The following is a 17,972-nucleotide window of genomic DNA, read 5'->3' as shown; positions in this document are numbered from 1 at the left end:
GTCATCGCGCCGCTGGACGCGCCGTTAAGACGCGCACAAGAAGGGGCTGATAGCTGCCGCGCTCACGCACATCGGCAAAGCCTGCTGCCTCCAACATCTGTCGAATCTGCGCCAAAGTTCGCGGCCGACCGCTGCCCATCGCCCATAAATAAAGATGAAAATATGCCCCGACACCCGGCGCAGCCGGCGTCTCCGCCATTGGCTCAGCAATAAGTAAGAGGCCGTCAGGACTGATTGCCTGCCGGATCGCACGCAGCAGGCGCACGACAAGCTCATCATCATGATCGTGGAGGATTCGAACAAGACTGATAACGTCAGCGCCCCCTGGCAAGGCATCAGAAAACATGTCGCCCCCGGTTGCGCCACCCCGCGCCCCAAAGCCCTCGCGAGAAAACCGCTCATCCGCCAGCACGGCCACGTCAGGCAAATCGAAAACCCTTGCACGCAGCTCCGGAAAACGCTTCAGCGCCTCTGCGGCAAACACCCCGCTGCCACCGCCGATGTCAAGGAGCTCGCGCCGCCCCGCAAGAGAGCAGTGAGCGAGCACATCATCCGCAACAAAGGACTGCGACTCCGCCATCAACTCGCTGTAGCGCTGCGCATTGGCAGCTTCGCTCCGTCCAGGCTCAGCTGCATAGGCCCAGTACTGACTCAAATCACTGTTAGAGCGGTCGGTCAGCAGACTTAAAGGCTGAAGCAAATCGCGGTAGAGCATGCCGTGATGTCGAACCATTGCCGCTATCCCCGGACTGCCGCGACTCGCAGCACCCAGGTCACCCAGACGCCATTCGTCGGCACCCCAGCGCTGCAACAAACGAAGCTCCACTGCCGCCTCCAATAGACGCTCCAGACCTAATCGAGGAATGGCACAGTCGGACGCAAGCTTCGCTGTAGACACTGGACCCTCTGCGAGACGCTCAAAGAGGTCCAGCTCTACACAGGCGGCAAGCACTTGGGAGTAAACAAAACCCGCAGTAATATCGAACAGCTCGCGGGCACGACGCCGAGCAATCCAGCGAGATACAGGAAAACGAAGCACGGACTGATGAAACGCGGTGCTTCCGAGCATCCGGTCTCGTCGAGTAAGAAACCAATCCCTCAAGGACATAGGATCACGCCTTCAAAAAAGCGCGAACGCAGCAGGATCAATCAGGCAGCCACCGCAGCACAGGCCTTTGGCAGAAAGCGTTGTGCCTGCTGACGAACAACCGCTTGAAGCTCAGCACGCCCCGCGCATGGGGGCACAGCGACCACACCCTCTTCTACAAGCTCGCGCAGCCGACGTGTAGCTCCATCAAGCCCTAATTCCGAAACGGCGCTAGGCCGGTTAAGGGCTACATCAACACCACAGGGCTTACCCAGCTGATCAGGCGTTGAGGTGGCATCCTGAATATCATCAGCAACCTGATAGGCCTCACCAATCTTGGCGCCCAAGGTTTTCCACGGAGCGACATCCACTCCAGCCGCCGCCGCGCCCGCGGCAGTTGCTGCAATAAACAAAGCACCTGTTTTTGATCGGTGATACAAGGACACATCGACTACAGGCTCTGACTCCCAGGCCTGCCCCGCAGCGATTCCGCAAGGCGCACCAACGCCTTCGGCAACCACGCGCATCAACTGCGAAAGGCGATTTTTAGCCGGTAACTGAGGCCGGGCAAGCAGTGCAAATGCCGACACTATCAGTGCGTCACCCGCCAAAAGCGCAATAGGCTCCCCATAGGCAGAATGCACTGACTCACGTCCACGCCGCTCATCAGCGTTATCAAAGCAAGGCATGTCGTCATGCACCAACGATGCGCAGTGCAGTAATTCCACAGACGCCGCAGCGGCTGCAGCGAGTGCTGGCGCATCGCAATTGTTCGCCAGAGCTACCGCCAGGCAGAGCTTTGGTCGAACCCGAGCACCACCGGGAAACACCGCATGATGGAGAGCGGCCGCCAGAAGCTTAGGGCAGCGAGAATCAGCCGCCTCCTCTACCGCCGAACGCAAAACCTGCTCGAAATCACTGTCACCAATCGGCATAAGCGGCCCTCATATTGCCAACACTACTGTTAATATTAGTTTACACTTATTGTGTAACTTAGATTAGACGGTCGAGGAATACAAGCAGGAATGTCAGTCTCGCCAAAACATGAAAGCAGCACCATGGGGACGAGCAAGCCAACAGGCGACGTGCCAGATGGCTACAGCCAGCGAGCCCCCGGGATCAACTTTGCGGAGCCGGTAAACGATAACGGCTATCTATGGTGGTACGTCGACGCACTGAGCGACGACGGCACGCAGGCCATAACAATGATCATCTTCGTCGGTAGCGTATTTTCGCCCTACTACGCTGCAGCGCGCAGGAAAGGCACGGTTGCCGCCGCAAACCACTGCGCGTTTAACACCATTCTTTATGGACCATCGGGAAAGAAGCGCTGGAGCATGACGGAGCGCGGCTCGAACAGGCTGGAGCGAGACTCAAACAGCTACCGACTGGGACCCAGTAGAATCGACTGGGACGGAGAGAGCTTTCTCGCACAGATTGATGAACGATGCACGCCCTTCGCCCAACGCATGCAGGGCAACATACGTATTACACCCGCAGCGCTAACCTCTCACAGCCTGCAACTGGATGACAAAGCACGGCATTTCTGGAACCCCATAGCACCTATCGCCAGAGTAGATGTTGACCTACCGTCCATGGACACTCACTGGTCTGGCGATGGCTACCTCGACAGCAACCGCGGCGAAGAACCATTAGCCGACGGTTTTTCTGGATGGGACTGGACGCGAGCACGACTATCTAACGGCGACTGCGCCGTACGCTACGAGGCGCGCCACGCAGAGCGAAAGCCGCACCGGCTTGCGTTGAACTTTAAAAAGGACGGATCACTCGCCTTTGAGAATCCCGCAGAGTCCAGCCCATTGCCGCGAACGAGTGTATGGAGGGTGGACAGGCGTATGCCAAGCGCAGAGGCCACACCAACACGACTACAAACTCTTGAAGATACGCCCTTCTACGCACGCTCGCTCATAGAGGCAAACTTTGGCGGCGAAGCAGGCGCCGGGATCCACGAAAGCTTATCGATGACACGCTTTGAAAAGCGCTGGGTACAAACACTACTTCCCTTCAGGATGCCGCGCTTGACCTAAAACCAGACTCAGAGGAGTGCACTTCTCTATCGCGCTTTTCCAGCTCCGCAAAAACATTCATGACCCAGTCGATATCACCGGCAAAACCCAGAGGCGGCTGCGCCCCAGCCTCCGGCGTAGGCAAGCTGTCTACTGCGCGAATGAGGTAGCGCACCTGCGGCAAAGGGTCGGCATTGAGATGCGCGAGATTGACCCGCGGCGGAACCAGAGAGCTTAAGGTGAGCAGGAGCTTACGATGATTGGGCAACACGGTACGCCGAGAGACACTATCACCGCCTCGGCGGAGCAACTCATGACCAATACCCGCGTAGAGCTTTCTTGCAGCATAGATACCTGGCCTGCACCTGGCCGGCAAGCCCGCGATTCCGCTATCGGCTCGCGCATACAAACACTCTGCCGCGCTCAGCAACCGAGCAACCACCGAAGCAAGCTCCGGCGAATGCTGCGGCTTATCGACAAGACCCTGTGGGCTGAGGCCAACTTCTCGAAGCCAACGCATGGGCAGATATACGCGCCCAGCTCTAGCATCCTCGCCCACATCCCGAGCAATGTTTGTCAGCTGCATCGCCACACCTAAGTCCGCAGCGCGCGCTAACATACCCGGATCTCGAACGCCCATCAGTAACGCCATCATCACGCCAACGGAACCTGCAACGCGGACGCCGTAGCCGTAAACACCACCAAGATCCTTGTAAGCCCGCGACTGCACATCCCAAGCAAAGCCCTGTAGAAGCGCCTCGAGCAACTCCCTCGGCAACGCATGATCGCGGACAACGCGAGCAAGCGCTCGGTCCACCACATTTCCGGGAATCTCTTCCCCGTATACCGCGCCCAAGCGCTTTCTAAAAATTGCCAGCTCGGCTAAAGGGTCTGCACCGTCATCAATAGCGTCATCAGCCTCACGACAGAATGCGTACAAAGCGTAAACTGCACCGCGCAATGCTGGGGGAAGTAAATGCGAGGCCAGAAAGAATGACTTCGATCCCGTGCGAATCATGGCTCGACAGTAAGCGGTATCTGAACGCGCGTCCGGAGGAATCGCCTTACGTGAACGCAAGGGGACCGGCGCAACTCCAGCAGACGAATCAGGCATAACTGTGGGCATGAGGTATCACCTGATCAAGCACCTTTGCAGAGGTAATCACCCCCGGGATACCTGCACCCGGATGCGTACCCGCCCCCACTAGATACAAGCCTTTTACATCCTCGCTGACATTGTGCGGCCGGAACCAGGCACTTTGCGTGAGCTTGGGTTCAAAACTGAAAGCACAACCTCTAAACGCCAGCAGCCTACTTTGAAAGTCCAGCGGCGTCATGACCAAGGATGTCTTTATGTGCTCAGAGAAACCCGGCAACACAGTCTCCTCAAGACGCTTTTGGATCGCCAGTCGGAAGGGCTCGGCATGCGCCTCCCAGTCAGTACCACTCTCTAAATGCGGTACGGGCGCCAGCACATAAAACGTGTCACAACCCTCGGGCGCCAGACTAGGGTCAAGCTCCGTAGGCCGATGCAAGTAGAGACTAAAGTCTTCGGCGAGATGCTGTTTTTTGAAAATATCGTCCAGCAAACCTTTGTATCTTGGACCCAGCAAAACCGAGTGCTGAGGAACATCCTCGTAACGCTTATCCGTGCCGAAGTACCAGACGAACAAGCCAGAGGAAAAGCTCGAGCGCTCAATTTTACGGTCGGTCCAATGCTTGCGGTGCTCAGACTTGATCAGGTGACGATAAGTCCACGCAGCATCCGCGTTCGAGACAACCACGTCTGCATGAAGCACCTCGCCCGACACAAGGCGCACACCTTGGGCCTTTCCGTTCTCGACCAGAATTTCATCGACCTCGGAATTGCAGCGAAGCACTGCGCCCTGAGACTGCATAAGCGACACCATTGCATCGACCAATGCGCCCGTACCCCCCATTGCCGAATGCACGCCATGCTTTTGTTCAAGATGGGATATCAGCGCATACACCGCAGTCACAGAATACGGATTGCCGCCAATGAGTAGCGGGTGGAAGCTCAACACGGTTTGCAACTTTGGACTCTTTACGTGCGCCCGCACCAAAGAGTGCAGGCTGCGTAGGCCCTGCATTTTTAACATTTCCGGTATGACTTTGAGCATATCGGTGATCTTGGTAAATGGCATATCTCCCATCTGCTCGTAGCCCAGCCGATAGGCCGTGGCGCTAGCCTTCAGGAACCGCTCGTAGCCATCAAGATCTTCCGGTGCAATGCGACGAATCTCCGCTCGCATTTGCTCGGGGTCACCGGTGTAGTCGAAGGTATCTCCGTCGTCAAAACGCAGACGAAAAAATGGCTTCATCGCGCGGAGATCAACATCATCACTAAATTTTCTACCGCAGAGCGTCCACAACTCATCAAGTAAGAACGGCGCAGTGATGATGGTAGGGCCAGCATCAAAGGTGAATCCGTCCTGACGGAATACGTAAGCCCTCCCCCCGGGAGCATCAAGCTTCTCGAGAACCGTCACGCGATACCCGCGCACCGACAGCCGAATAGCCGCAGCCAAGCCACCAAAGCCACTGCCGATAACAATAGCGTGGGGAGCGGAGCCTGTTTGCAGCTCAGAACCGGGAGTCACAACACTGTTCACAATAAATTACACTTCTAGTGTCTAATTTAGTTTACAGCATAGCAGTAAGTTTTAACCTTGCACAATCGCAAAGCTGCGCGCGCGGTCACTCAGGTCGAAAAACGCTCCGCACCTGATCTGCAAACCACTCAGGGTTCTCCTCATGCCCTAAATGCCCCAGACCCTCGATGCGGTGCAGCACCGACCCGGGCACACGACGGACCAATTCTTCGCCCTGCTCTGGCATAACGACAGAATCGTTATCGCAGACCAGCAAGGAGAGTGACGGATGGAGTCGATCAAGATTCACCTCAAGCTGCTCTAAATCCCAGTTTGCCATCATGCGCAGCGTGGCAGCCACGTGCCTAGGATTACCCAGGAGCTCGCGGTAACAGCGAATCATCTCTTCGGGTGTACTGGACCCAGTCTGGCGCAGCATACGCTCCACGGGTTTACGTGGCACAGCGTGAAGCGCCACCAACTGAGTAAAAACAGGGGATGCCGCAAGCAGCTGAGCGGCCTTACTGAACACCGGCGCGGCCGCGCGCCCAAAAGGCAACATCGCTCCATTAATGCTAACAATTGCCTGCGGGTTAAAGGAACCGCGCAGACACAAACTCGCCGCAATCGCCGCGCCTGCGGAATGACCGACGATCACTCGCGGACTCGCGTTAAGATCGTTCAACAACCCCCCGATCGCCCGAGACATACCCGCGAGGGAACACTGGGGCGGGGGCGCTAACTCCGTAAACCCCTGCCCCGGAAGATCTGGCGCGATAACCCGAAAATCTGACGACAACAAACGCGCCATGGGCACCCATGAATGAGAAGAGGCTCCCGTTCCATGCAGCAACAGCAAATCCGGGCCCTGCCCCCGGATCTGCACATGCCAACGTAAGCCTGTCGAATCGACAAACTGACTATATTCCGCATCCGGCCAATACGCCGGTAAGTCGTAGCCCGCCATAGGGTCAGGACACAACCTGCCGAACGACCGACTGCAACTGTTGCGCATCAGCATTAGGGAGCGGCAAGTACAGTGCTCCCAAATTTTGCGCCAATTCAGCGGCAGACCGATGAGGCCGCGGCGAAGTATCGATGACCATTCCAGCAGCAGCACTGTTAAGACGCAGACTCTGCGCAGCCATAAGAGCATCAGCCAAAGCCGGCTCCCGGCCCGTGGTGCCATCACGACACACATTGCCGCGCCCATCGGTGAGCATGACGTAGGCTGGGGTCGCACCCCTTCGGTCGAGCATCTCCAGCAACTCTGCGGTTGCATCAATACCAGCAGCTAAGGGGGTACCCCCGCCGCCAGGCAAAGCCGACAAACTGCGTTTTGCACGAACGAGAGAACGTGTGGGCGGCAAAAGCAGCTCCGCGCCATCACCACGGAATGCGATAAGAGCGACCTCATCTCGGCGCACGTAGCAATCGGCCAACAATAGCTCTACCGCTCCTTTAGCCTCAGCGAGTCGATAAAGCGCAGATGAGCCCGACGCGTCAACAACGAAAACTGTAACGCTCTGGGATCGCTGACGAAAACGCACTATGCGAAAATCCTCGGCCTGCACCCGCAGTCGAGCACCACCCGTCGCGGGTCCGCGCAGTCGCTGCCAGGGAGCGGCAGTTCGCAGAGTTGCCATCACATCTAATCTTGCGCCACTGCGAGGATCGCCTGGCAGACTCCCCATGGGACGCCCGCGCATCTTAGCCCGCTGTCGCGCTCCGGATTTTCCACTTGCCGCATTACGCTTTGCACCCATCGCACCGCTGAGCAAATTTGCAAGCAGGTCTGGCGGCAGCAATGCCTGCGCCGCCTCGAGCAAACGATCCTCGGTTAACGGATCCAAACTCGAATTCGATTGATCTTCGTTGAAGGGATCTTCATCCGGCGGCCGATCATCCTGAGGAGCTTCTGGCTCTGATTGAGCAGCGTCCGGAGACTCGGACGCAGACTCCTCCCTTTGCTCAGAATCTTCAGGGCTTTCATCAATTTGCTCTTGATCACTTGCCGGCAACTGCGTGGCCAAAGGCAGTAGTACCAGTCTTAAAACCTGCTCCAGCTGCTCCTCAGAAACCTGTTGTACGCCGGCCAATGCCGATAGCACTCGAGCTGTCTTGGCTGCTAAAACCGCCGCGCGAGGCGAATCAATACCCAGCGCCAGCGTAGCCTGACAGATACTCTGCAGCGCTTCATCACCGAGCTCTACCCCTGCAAGCGCCTCTTGCGCCTTTACAATATCCTCACGAGACCATCTGAAGTCGTCGATTGCTCCAACAGGCAGGGGAGTAAGGTCGATCTGGAGTGCTAAACGTTCTATCAGGGTGGCGGACAGCGCCTCGTCATCGACACCTTCATCCAAGGCTATAAGAGCAAGCCGGCAATCGTGCTGCGCCGCGATTCCCTCGCGCTCAAGACGAAGCACCGGTTCATCCAGAAGTGCAGCGAGAGGGGCTACAACAGATGTCGGAGCACGCTCCGCCATCGCAAGCAAAACGATGCCGCCACTGCTCTCTACTAACAAGCCACGCCCCGCTACTGGGGAACCTTTGCGTAAGGTTGCCGCCAAATCCAGGCCTCCGAGCAATCGCGACTCGCTGCAATGCAGAGGTATCTTTCTCCAGGGAGTCTCCACAGGCAGAAGCGCCTGACATTGCTCCAACCAGAAGTCTCGAACAGGACCAGGACGACCCTTTAGGCGAATACCACCTACGGCATGCCCACCCACAGCGAGGCAAGCCGCAGCCAGCGCGGCATCCTCCCAGCGCGCAAGCTGCTCATCGGTGGCCGTCATAATCAATCGAAGAGTGCCAACAGTGCCTTGTCGATTCGCGCCGTAGAGCCAGACTCATCCAGAGGATCCCGCCGCAAGCGATGTCTTAGCACAGAGGGTGCAAGCGCCCGCATGTCTGCAAGGGTGGCAACTTCACGCCCCGCTAGTGCCGCCTGCGCCCGAGCTGTTCGCACGAGAGTTAGCTCGCCTCGCAATCCGTCGGTCCCCAAAGACATACAGAGCGTCGCCGCTGCCTCGAGCACATCGTCCGCAACCTCAACAGAATCAAGAGACTCCCGAGCCTTTTGCAACTGTCGCCGGACTCGGCCTTCTTTGCGCTGCTGCTGCTTGGTAAAGCCCTCGGGGTCACGCTCAAAAGCGTCGCGCTGCTTTACAATTGCGACCCGCGAAGCTACATCCTGTGGTGTCTTAACCTCCACTGACATACCAAATCGATCTAAAAGCTGAGGACGCAACTCGCCCTCTTCGGGGTTACCGCTACCCACCAGAACAAAACGCGCGGGATGGCGAACGCTTAATCCCTCGCGCTCCACAACGTTTTCACCACTAGCCGCAACGTCCAAAAGAGAATCAACAATATGATCTTCCAGAAGGTTCACTTCATCGATGTAGAGAAAACCTCTATGCGCTCGCGCTAGCAAACCGGCCTCAAACGCTTTTTCACCATCGTGCAGGGCTCTCTCAAGATCCAGGGCCCCAATTACCCGATCCTCCGTCGCCCCCAGCGGCAAATCCACAACGGGTATGGGCGATGCTCGAGACTTCAAATTGTCGGAACCCTTTTCACACCGCGCGCACAAACCCGCTGGCTTAACATCGGGATCACAGTTAAATGGGCAGCCCTCAACCATTGGGATTTTTGGCATCAGCGCAGCAAGCGCACGAATCGCCGTGGATTTTCCCGTGCCGCGATCTCCAAACACCAGAACGCCACCGATTGAAGGATCCACTGCAGCAACCAGCAGAGCAGTTTTCATTTCGTCCTGGCCGACAATGGCCGTAAACGGAAAGGCTTTCGCCATAGTTATTTATCCAGCTAATTCACGGAAGACATCAAAAATTGCGATGCCTATGTAAGCCGAAGCTTACACGATAGATTTACAAAATGGATGCCGTTGGTGGGCGCCAAGTGCCACTAACCCGAGTTTTCCAGAAAACTCACTAACGCTGCCTGCGTTAACTCCGGCTCCTCAAAGTGAGGCAAACCCAGAGTGTTGGGAATCCTGTGTAAGCGCCAATTGTCACGCCCAAGAGCAACCTTATCGAGGTAATCAAAACCGATATTGGGATCCTTGTCATAGAGCACTAATACCGGCTGCTGCAGCGGCTCGTACAGCTCTCCAACAGCATCAGGGGCAAAAAACTGGGTCGACAAGAAGTAAAACGGCGCGTAAGACGCACCGGGCTGAGCTGCGCTAGCACAGGCATAATCCACCATCGCCTCTGGTGCGCCGCCGGCAAATGCCTTATCCAAAAAGAAACGAATACTCGGCTTCGTCCGCAAAATTCGAAACAACCCCGCCCCTAGAAAAGGAAGACGCAACACCCCATGCACACGCTCTGCTGCGCTCGAACGTGACGACCGCCGCCGCATAAAACCGGTCGGCGAAACCAAAGTTAGGCTATGAAATAACTCTGGAGCCTCAAGAGCTGCCCGCGCTACGAACTCAGACGTTGTTGATAAGGCGAGCACATCCACCGGGCCTAGATCCATGGCTTTGACGATGTCGATAACTACGCCGGCGTAGAACTCGGGACTATAGACGCAGTCCCGGCGTTCAGACCGGCCAAATCCAGGGAGGTCCGGAGCATACAGAGGAACCTCGAGCGTCATGTCGTCAAAGAAAGGCTTTACCTCGTAGGCGCTCGCGGCGGCATTCATGCTGTGTAGCAAAAGCAACGGGCGTCCAGCGCCATCGCGGCGGTAACAAAGCACAGTTTGGGCATCCGATAAGCTCCAAACACACTCCTCAGCCACTATAGCCGCAGCTAATGGCTCTACTTTCATACGAGATTCCCTTACTTGACGCTGTCAGCAGGCCCACGCAGCCCTTGACATATGTCAGTTTTAGTTAACACTTAGAGTGTGACATAAATTGGACAATATAGCTCAGCGCGCTCCTTTATCCGACAATCGATCGTCGAATAAATCCAAGAGCCGCTGCGCCGTGAGCAAATGATGCAAGCTTTGAGCACCCAGGTTCCTCAACCGTGAACGCTCCCGTAGCGATCCCGCCGCCTAATGATGGCCTGGCACGCATAGGCGCCAACAGCGTTTTAAAGCTCGTTCCTTTACTGGATGACGTGCTTGGAGAGACTGAACGCAACCGTCTGGTGCTATCGACGGGGCTTTCTGAGCTACCGAAACATGAGGGCATGATGGCCGAAACACCGGCTGCCGCACTCCACCAAGCGATTCGAGCTAGTCATCCCACACTCGCCCCGGCACTCACAAAGCGAGCGGGGGAACGCACAGCCGAGTACATCATGGAGCAGAGAATCCCCGCTGCGGCTCTGCAGGTAATGCTTAACTTACCACCTTGGCTTTCGGCTCCATTACTGGCAAGTGTTATAAAAAAACACGCCTGGACCTTCGCCGGCTCAGGCACGTTCAGTGTTCGCTCGAAGGACCCTTTGGTGTTTGCTCTTAAAGACAACCCTGTGGTGCGCGGCGAACACTCCACAGTCCCCCTATGCCATTGGCATAGCGCCGTGTTTCAGCGTTTGTTCAGTACAATCGTGGATTCAAACCTTCGCTGCATCGAAACACAATGCTGCGCCACCGGGGCTGACAGCTGCATATTCGAAATTCGCTGACGACCTGAGCTCGTTAGCCTTGGAGAACCGTCCTCCCGCGAATGCCTACTCAGTCAAAATCTGGCTTTGGTGGATGCGCCACAGGCTTGCCAGAATCCTGCCAGGCGTCAAAACCCCCAGCGATGGAGCGCACGTGCAGATAGCCCATTTCCTGCATTGTTTTGGCCGCAAGCGCTGCCCGTCCACTGCTTTTACAATAGACAACAATATCTCGGGAGCGATCCTGCAGAGCCTCGTCGGTCGAAAGGATGAATTCCAATAAGCCTCTGGGAATGCTCATAGCGCCACCAATATGTCCGTCGCGAAACTCATTCCCCTCGCGGACGTCGATTAATACATCGGCCGCCAATACTGCCGCCTCTGCCTCGTCCAGTGAAACCTCGACGATTTCTGATTTCGCTGCTGCAACCAATTCCTGCGCTGACTTCATGCTTTACTCCTGAATGCCTGACTGTAAACAGTGTAGCGCGACGGCAATTCTCAGACAGCAGCTTTGCTGCTACCTGAGGTAGATTCGCGGAACAAAACCACCTAAGTTTGACCCAGGTCAGTGTTACTCTTCTCCACCGTGCTCATTCCTCACCCAAAACCACTGATCGAAGGCACTTTCCTGGCCCGCTACGATCGCTTTATCGCCACTGTTTCCATTGGAGACATTGAGGTAGACGCGCACTGCGTTAACACTGGCCGGATGGAAGGACTGATTCGACCGGGTAGTCGTGCGTGGGTAAGCAAGGTTCCCGACGATAGCCCGCGAAAGCTTCGCTACACGCTTGAGCTGTTGGAAATCGACGATGTGATCATCGGGGTCAACACCATGCTCCCCAACCGGCTTGCAGAGGCTGTTGTTGGATCCAAGCGGGTACAGGGCATGAAACGTTATAGCAAGATGTCCCGCGAAGTGGCCTATGGAGAACGCTCAAGAATCGACCTCTTACTGGAAGGCAAGCACTCCAGACACTGGATAGAAGTCAAAAACTGCCATCTGGTGTATCCAGACGGCGGCGCCTACTTTCCGGATTCAGTGAGTAAACGAGCTTCGGGACACCTGGAAGAGCTGGTAAAGAAAGTCGATGCCGGTGAAAAAGCGAGTGTTCTCTTCGTTGTACAACGCAGAGATGGCGCCTTCGTTAGACCCAGCTCACTGCACGACCCTGTTTTTGCCAGGGCAGCGCGGGACGCACACAGAGCTGGAGTTCGGTTTGCCGCCTTACATTTTGATGTTGGCGTAGAAGGCTTTAGATACCTGGGCACGCTGCCAGTAAGTTTCAAAGCATACTCGCCTGAAGAGATAGCCCCCTTTCGCGAAGCACTCAGTGATAGCTCCGGATGGTTACGCCGCGGAAAAGCGGGCAAGGCAAAATTAAGCCAACAAACACCTAGGCATTGAGTGCCGCAAGAACGCGATTCACCTTCCGTCTAAACGCCGGCTCCTGCAAAAGCGCTGGCACACGACCAAGACCAGCAGACTCGAGGTGGTCCGCAAGATAGAAAAGGCCCGGCTCGTCAGAGTCAGTGACATTGAGCTCAGCTATGTCACGTAGCCCGCGATAGGTCACCCGATCCCCTATTCGCCCGGCGAGATACATAATAACGTTCTCCTGTTGCTTTACGCCCTGCATAGGATGCGCAGACGCAGGCGTCACCAGAGGAATAAAACCAGAATCGATAGCTTCAGCAATATCCTCAGGTAAACGCCATAATCGAGCTAACGCAGCTCCCACAATCGCCGTGTTGGCTGAGCATGCATTTTGCTGCGCCGTCACCCGCTCAACAATACTGACGCCCTCGATGTAGGACTCGGGGAGACCCTCTAGGCAAGTCACCAAAGCCACGTCTCCCAAATTGAAAAACAAGGCTTTCGTCGCGAGAACTGAAGGCCTTTCCAAACCCAATTCCTGGGCCAACATCTGCGCCAAAGCACTAGCTGTGCAGGCAGACTTCCATATCCGAAGCAGCGCAGCTTGCTGCGCTGGATCCCCCTCATCAAGTTGTTCGGCGACTGCAGCTTGCGCCACCAGTCCCTTCACGACACTTACTCCGAGGTAGGTAATTGCATGCTGTACGCTGGTAATTGGTGAAGCGAGAGAAAACGCTGCGGAATTTACCGTTCGTAGAATGCTTGCGGTCAAACCAGCATCGGATGCTACAGCGTCCATAAGGTCATCTGGCGTATCCAATCCCGAGGCTAACTGACGCTGCACAGGATGAGGCTCCGGCATGCGCTCGCAGATAGATTCAATACCCGCCAAAACCTCCGACGACAACTCGGCTTGCATAATTAAATGAAAGCTTTTCAGCTCTTCGGGCAAGGCTCTTTCAGGCGCATCGGCGATCGTTGGTCCAGCGGGCTCAAAAACAGGTAACTCCGCTGACTCCGCACCCTTGGTGCTGGGCCGGCTGACTGGCTTCTCTGCGCGACGTGACGGGCGGGCTTTATTTTTAGGCTTGCGGAGCAACAACCAGATAACAGCAGCGACCACCCCGATCAAAACCATCCAAAGTGCATCAAACCCCATAGTGCCTGCCTCCTGCTATTCGATTTTCCATGGCTCTGTGCCAGTCCCTTTGAAGGTTTTTTTGACGCCCTAACAGTTAAGGAGCTCAGATGTCATGAGTTCGAGCATAGCATTACTTGTGTGGGTACTAAGTCAGAAAATCGTTACCCATGCATGGAATTAACCTCGGCTGCGTCCGTATCGCACTATTTATCCCTAAAGCCACTCGCACCACTATTTGGCATACCCCGAAAGCGCCGCATTTTGATGGCGCATAATTGTGGAAGCTTAGAATCCGTGAAGACCCTGCACGATCTCCGAGGGTGTCGCGAATCAAGAGGGCCTTAAGGGATAGAGCCAAGCTCTCAACCCCAGAAATCCACCTATTAAGGCGGGAAACACTGTCATATCAGATCCTACAAAGGGGAAATAGAAATCTCGCTTAGTCACGAAGCGCTTTAAGCAAATACCTACAATGGATTCTTTTGTGGATTTGGCGCGTAACTTGCGAGGTACACACTGCGAACGACTCAGGCATAGCTCGGCTCGTTCGACACCGCCTTACAGCAATAAGCACAAAGAGGTAACCGGACCAGTCTAGTGAAGCTGGCCTTTTTGCTTATTGGAGTAAAGGTATGTCGCGCACGTTGGAGTATCGAGTTAAATGTTGCAGTGTAAGCTTTAGCGCTTTAATGCTATTTAGTTCCCTGTCTGGTTGCACCGCCTCTCAGACCCCTTGTTTACAATTCGAAACCAGAAGCATCCATAAAACCATCTTCATGAGAGGTTATGGATCCGTGGAAGTTGTTACGGACAGTCTGGTCTGCGCTTCTAGAGACGAGCTGTACTCACTGAGTTAGTCTGTAGTGTTCGCGACGCGTATTGTCTTGAGTGGACTCGAGTTGACCGCTGTAAGTCTCGTGCATAGACTCTTGATCCACCGTGCGTCGGACCGACTGACTTGCGGCCCACGGTTAGTATCTCAAGAGGCTTACTATGGCAATCAGCGAAGAGAGGGTGAAATGGACCCGCTCCAACCTGAAAGGCGGAGCGACTGTTGAAGAAACCCGTCGCGCTCTTGAAGAACAAGGGTTCGCCGCTAAAGATGTTAAGTATGCGTTAAAAAAAGCAGCTTCAAAGGCCGATTACAAAAACTCACTTAAACCAACGGCAGCGCAAAGCGGCCTACAAGGTAACAACGTTTACGTTGATTACCAGGCCCTGGCCGAGCCCAAGCTCGTCCGCGAGGCCAGTGGAGACAAAGTCACTATAGTGTCGGAGGACAAGCTGCAGCTATACGCCATACGGAATTTTCTGAATGCGCGCCAATGCGAGCAACTGATCGACGCCATTAAGGGCGATGCACACCCCTCGAAAATCGATAGCTATGATCAACAGTCAGCTATGCGCTCCAGTAGTACCTGCAGCCTAAGAGTTCACGAGCATCCATTTGTAGCAGGCGTAAATACTGCCATCGCAAACGCCATCGGACTAAGCAACAGCTGGGCCGAAGTGACTCAGGGGCAGTGGTATGAACCCGGACAGCAATACAAGCCGCATCCGGATTACTTTGTACCGGGCACACCAGAGTACGAGCGGTTTGTAAAAACTGGCGGGCAGCGAACCTGGACGTTTATGATTTACCTGAACCAACCCGAAGCGGGTGGCGGCACGCACTTCCTTAACGTGAATAAGACTATCTTGCCCGAGACAGGGACCGCTATTTGCTGGAACAACCTACTCCGCAACGGAGATCCCAATCCCAACACCGTCCATGCAGGCCTACCGGTAGAGGCTGGATCGAAGTTCATCATTACCAAATGGTTCAGGGACCAAGGAACAGGCCAGCCTTTTACGACTTAAGCCTTAAAACACAAAAACCTGCAATACAAAGGCCCATGAATATATAAGCGCCACAATTTAGCTTACAAGTGTGAGCACCTGGCTTCACCGAACTTATTCACAAACCACGGTGTCTGCGCTCTCCCCCCAGCGGCACAGGTCAGGTAATCCGTACTCTTTCCAAACCGCTGTGAGGCCAATGCGCTGGGCCCAGTCAGAGAACTCCGGGTGCGTTCTTATCTTTCGAGATTGCTCGTCACTATTCCAAACCTGCATCAACATGAAACCGCGATTGGCGTAGGGTAGTTCCTCAAAGGCCTGCATAAAAAGTTCCGCCTCGCCGATAATGCGGAGCCCCTCGAGTAAAGGCGTACTGCCACGGGGCTTGGGCGCGTCCAACACGTCTATCAAGAACTTGCGTAAAAAACGAACAGCCACCGGATCGCCAGCGTACATCGCCTTAGAAAAAATAATCCATTCCGCTTTAGAGATGGGGTAGCCGATATACGCTTGTACGCGCTCCTGCGCTTGCACGTAGTATGCAACCGCGTCTTCCTGTCTGCCTTGTAGGCTCATCATGCGAGCTACGCCGCCTGCTGCGCCCGCGAATCCCATTGCCTCAGCGCGACGAAACATCCGCTCCGCTTCGGGTAAATCTCCCATGGCGGCTACCGCAATGCCAAAATTGAGAAGTGTTTGTCCCACTGCGGGATCAAGGGCAACCGAGCGTTCAAAGTAGGGGATGGACGCGCGAGTTTGCCCATACATTGCATGAATGAATGCCATTAAAAATGCACCCTGCGCATCAGACCACTCGCCTATGTCCGATCCTCCAGAAGTGCTTAACTTGTGAGACTTTTCCCGCAGTCGACGCCCCTTTAGAAACTTTCCGCGTACCAACGCATGGGACGCTTGGAGACTAATAGCAGCGGCGCGGTTTGGATGGGTCTTTAGAACCTCTTCAACCACAGATTCGGACTTACGAATGTAGACGAAGTCGTCTTCTACGGGTACGTAAATTGGGAACGTGTAGTAGGCGCCGGCCAGCGCTGTTTTTGCGTCAACAAATTGAGGATCTAGAGCTACTGCCTGTTCTAGTAATGCGACGGCCTCCGTGAGATTTTCCCGGCCCCAGAATTTCCACAGCCTCGCCGTGCCTTGCAGGTATAGGTCATAGGCCTCTGTACTTTCCGTTAGGCGTGGCGCAAGGCGCGCACCGTCTTGGAGTGAGAACAAAGGCTTCAATTCTTGAGCGATCTGGTTGGCGATCCGATCTTGCAAGTCAAAGACGTCCTCTAGCGTGCCGTCGTAGACCTCTGACCACAGGTGGAACCCATCCTCCGCGCGGATGAGCTGAGCCGTTATGCGCACTCTATCGCCCTGCTTGCGTACGGACCCCTCGAGAACCGTCGCCACACCAAGCGCTGCAGCAATTTCCCTGAGATCGATGTTTCGTCCTTTAAACGCGAAGGATGAAGTACGACCACTGACCTTTAGCTCCGGCACTCGTACCAGGGCATTGAGTATCTCTTCCGCAATACCGTCAGAGAAATACTCCTGGTCGCCGGTGGCGCTCATATCGGCAAAGGGGAGAACCGCGATAGACTGCGCTGAAAGCTCGCCGCGCGCTTCCGCCGCAATATCAACAATAGCTTCTTCAAAGCTTAAGACCGCATCGTCGGGAGAAAGCGTAGGAACTCGCCACCAGGACCAGACCATCACCCCAGCAACGCAGATTAGGCCGCAGACGATTAGGGCGTCTACAAAACCACCGGACTTTGCCGCGTTGCTCTCGCTTAGGGGATCGTCTTCGGATCGGCGAATCCCTTCTGGGGTCAACTCAAACGCCCATGCGAAAATCAGGGCAACCGGGAAACCCAATAACAGAAGAGAAACAACGAGACTATCAAACCAAGCCGGTAGGGATAGCGATGACTCCAGTGTGGAGGCAATCTGCGCTAGCAACCAGCCAACGACCGCGTACACACCGGCGACTCGAAACACATTTCGCTGTTTTAGCTTAGAGTAAAAGCCGGGCACTTGATTGACCTGAATAATGTGAGAGCAGGCTACCACGCTTAAGACGCTTGTGTAATAGCGGCACCCACGCAATAAAAAACCCCAACCGATTATTCGGTTGGGGTTTTCTATTTTGGCGCCTGGCGATGACCTACTCTCACATGGGGAAACCCCACACTACCATCGGCGATGCATCGTTTCACTGCTGAGTTCGGGATGGGGTCAGGTGGTTCCAATGCTCTATGGTCGCCAGGCAAACTGGCATGTTGGGG

General features: G+C 55.3%; 15 protein-coding genes and 1 rRNA gene. 4 read left to right on the top strand and 12 right to left on the bottom strand.

Annotated features, from left to right (window positions below):
- Position 1: 1 nt before the first annotated feature.
- On the bottom strand, positions 2 to 1,108 hold the full coding sequence (locus tag AB8B76_RS06660; RefSeq protein ID WP_405271236.1) for a methyltransferase: 1,107 nt from the start codon (positions 1,106 to 1,108) through the stop codon (positions 2 to 4).
- 41 nt (positions 1,109 to 1,149) lie between these two features.
- Complete coding sequence (locus AB8B76_RS06655; RefSeq protein ID WP_405271235.1) at positions 1,150 to 2,022, bottom strand: polyprenyl synthetase family protein; 873 nt, start codon at positions 2,020 to 2,022, stop codon at positions 1,150 to 1,152.
- 90 nt (positions 2,023 to 2,112) lie between these two features.
- Between AB8B76_RS06655 and AB8B76_RS06650 the strand changes: the two genes are divergently transcribed.
- Entirely contained in the window at positions 2,113 to 3,135 is a 1,023-nt protein-coding gene (locus AB8B76_RS06650) for a carotenoid 1,2-hydratase (RefSeq protein ID WP_405271234.1), read from the top strand.
- Here the strand turns inward: AB8B76_RS06650 and AB8B76_RS06645 are convergent.
- The 6 genes from AB8B76_RS06645 to AB8B76_RS06620 all read right to left on the bottom strand — a co-directional run bounded on the left by AB8B76_RS06645 (position 3,113) and on the right by AB8B76_RS06620 (position 10,532).
- On the bottom strand, positions 3,113 to 4,240 hold the full coding sequence (locus AB8B76_RS06645; protein WP_405271233.1) for a phytoene/squalene synthase family protein: 1,128 nt from the start codon (positions 4,238 to 4,240) through the stop codon (positions 3,113 to 3,115). The genes AB8B76_RS06650 and AB8B76_RS06645 overlap by 23 nt on opposite strands.
- Positions 4,221 to 5,747, bottom strand: a complete 1,527-nt coding sequence (locus tag AB8B76_RS06640) for a phytoene desaturase (protein ID WP_405271232.1) — start codon at positions 5,745 to 5,747, stop codon at positions 4,221 to 4,223. The genes AB8B76_RS06645 and AB8B76_RS06640 overlap by 20 nt, the downstream gene beginning before the upstream one ends.
- Positions 5,748 to 5,832: 85 nt before the next feature.
- Entirely contained in the window at positions 5,833 to 6,693 is an 861-nt protein-coding gene (bchO, locus tag AB8B76_RS06635; RefSeq protein ID WP_405271231.1) for an alpha/beta fold hydrolase BchO, read from the bottom strand.
- 4 nt (positions 6,694 to 6,697) lie between these two features.
- Positions 6,698 to 8,524, bottom strand: coding sequence for a magnesium chelatase subunit D (locus AB8B76_RS06630; protein WP_405271230.1), 1,827 nt, complete (start codon positions 8,522 to 8,524; stop codon positions 6,698 to 6,700).
- A 2-nt stretch (positions 8,525 to 8,526) separates the two neighbouring features.
- Positions 8,527 to 9,546 carry a magnesium chelatase ATPase subunit I gene (gene bchI, locus AB8B76_RS06625; protein WP_405271229.1) on the bottom strand — a complete coding sequence of 340 codons (1,020 nt, stop codon included), beginning with the start codon at positions 9,544 to 9,546 and terminating at the stop codon, positions 8,527 to 8,529.
- 113 nt (positions 9,547 to 9,659) lie between these two features.
- The gene (locus AB8B76_RS06620) at positions 9,660 to 10,532 is read right to left on the bottom strand and encodes an alpha/beta fold hydrolase (protein WP_405271228.1); all 873 of its coding nucleotides are present in this window, start codon (positions 10,530 to 10,532) and stop codon (positions 9,660 to 9,662) included.
- Positions 10,533 to 10,735: 203 nt separating this feature from the next.
- Between AB8B76_RS06620 and bchJ the strand changes: the two genes are divergently transcribed.
- Positions 10,736 to 11,341, top strand: a complete 606-nt coding sequence (gene bchJ / locus AB8B76_RS06615; protein ID WP_405271227.1) for a bacteriochlorophyll 4-vinyl reductase — start codon at positions 10,736 to 10,738, stop codon at positions 11,339 to 11,341.
- Positions 11,342 to 11,390: 49 nt separating this feature from the next.
- Here bchJ and AB8B76_RS06610 read toward each other — a convergent pair whose 3' ends face one another.
- The gene (locus AB8B76_RS06610) at positions 11,391 to 11,771 is read right to left on the bottom strand and encodes a rhodanese-like domain-containing protein (protein ID WP_405271226.1); all 381 of its coding nucleotides are present in this window, start codon (positions 11,769 to 11,771) and stop codon (positions 11,391 to 11,393) included.
- Between the two features lie 120 nt (positions 11,772 to 11,891).
- Here AB8B76_RS06610 and sfsA point away from each other — a divergent pair, with 120 nt between their 5' ends.
- A complete protein-coding gene (gene sfsA, locus AB8B76_RS06605; protein ID WP_405271225.1) occupies positions 11,892 to 12,731 on the top strand; it encodes a DNA/RNA nuclease SfsA in 840 nt (279 codons plus the stop codon).
- On the opposite strand, the gene AB8B76_RS06600 is transcribed toward sfsA, so the two are convergent.
- Positions 12,721 to 13,860, bottom strand: coding sequence for an HDOD domain-containing protein (locus AB8B76_RS06600; protein WP_405271224.1), 1,140 nt, complete (start codon positions 13,858 to 13,860; stop codon positions 12,721 to 12,723). The two genes, sfsA and AB8B76_RS06600, sit on opposite strands and share 11 nt — an antisense overlap.
- A gap of 975 nt (positions 13,861 to 14,835) precedes the next feature.
- Between AB8B76_RS06600 and AB8B76_RS06595 the strand changes: the two genes are divergently transcribed.
- The gene (locus AB8B76_RS06595) at positions 14,836 to 15,702 is read left to right on the top strand and encodes a prolyl hydroxylase family protein (RefSeq protein WP_405271223.1); all 867 of its coding nucleotides are present in this window, start codon (positions 14,836 to 14,838) and stop codon (positions 15,700 to 15,702) included.
- A gap of 93 nt (positions 15,703 to 15,795) precedes the next feature.
- Here AB8B76_RS06595 and AB8B76_RS06590 read toward each other — a convergent pair whose 3' ends face one another.
- Both AB8B76_RS06590 and rrf read right to left on the bottom strand, forming a co-directional pair.
- Positions 15,796 to 17,685, bottom strand: a complete 1,890-nt coding sequence (locus AB8B76_RS06590; protein WP_405271222.1) for a hypothetical protein — start codon at positions 17,683 to 17,685, stop codon at positions 15,796 to 15,798.
- Positions 17,686 to 17,838: 153 nt separating this feature from the next.
- Positions 17,839 to 17,954: ribosomal RNA gene (gene rrf, locus AB8B76_RS06585) — 5S ribosomal RNA — on the bottom strand.
- Between the last annotated feature and the right edge of the window lie 18 nt (positions 17,955 to 17,972).

It is taken from the genome of Congregibacter sp. (genome assembly GCF_045107095.1).
In the GTDB taxonomy this organism is placed as follows: domain Bacteria; phylum Pseudomonadota; class Gammaproteobacteria; order Pseudomonadales; family Halieaceae; genus Congregibacter.
The sequence above is the reverse complement of the archived record's forward strand: the minus strand, read 5'-3'. Positions and strand labels throughout refer to the sequence as shown.

Bases quoted from the DNA above. Each gene is read 5' to 3' on its own strand.
- AB8B76_RS06650 (WP_405271234.1), top strand. From the start codon at position 2,113: ATGTCAGTCTCGCCAAAACATGAAAGCAGCACCATGGGGACGAGCAAG.
- bchO (WP_405271231.1), bottom strand. From the start codon at position 6,693: ATGGCGGGCTACGACTTACCGGCGTATTGGCCGGATGCGGAATATAGT.
- AB8B76_RS06645 (WP_405271233.1), bottom strand. From the start codon at position 4,240: ATGCCCACAGTTATGCCTGATTCGTCTGCTGGAGTTGCGCCGGTCCCC.
- AB8B76_RS06630 (WP_405271230.1), bottom strand. From the start codon at position 8,524: ATGACGGCCACCGATGAGCAGCTTGCGCGCTGGGAGGATGCCGCGCTG.
- AB8B76_RS06620 (WP_405271228.1), bottom strand. From the start codon at position 10,532: ATGAAAGTAGAGCCATTAGCTGCGGCTATAGTGGCTGAGGAGTGTGTT.
- AB8B76_RS06600 (WP_405271224.1), bottom strand. From the start codon at position 13,860: ATGGGGTTTGATGCACTTTGGATGGTTTTGATCGGGGTGGTCGCTGCT.
- bchI (WP_405271229.1), bottom strand. From the start codon at position 9,546: ATGGCGAAAGCCTTTCCGTTTACGGCCATTGTCGGCCAGGACGAAATG.
- AB8B76_RS06610 (WP_405271226.1), bottom strand. From the start codon at position 11,771: ATGAAGTCAGCGCAGGAATTGGTTGCAGCAGCGAAATCAGAAATCGTC.
- AB8B76_RS06660 (WP_405271236.1), bottom strand. From the start codon at position 1,108: ATGTCCTTGAGGGATTGGTTTCTTACTCGACGAGACCGGATGCTCGGA.
- AB8B76_RS06655 (WP_405271235.1), bottom strand. From the start codon at position 2,022: ATGCCGATTGGTGACAGTGATTTCGAGCAGGTTTTGCGTTCGGCGGTA.
- AB8B76_RS06595 (WP_405271223.1), top strand. From the start codon at position 14,836: ATGGCAATCAGCGAAGAGAGGGTGAAATGGACCCGCTCCAACCTGAAA.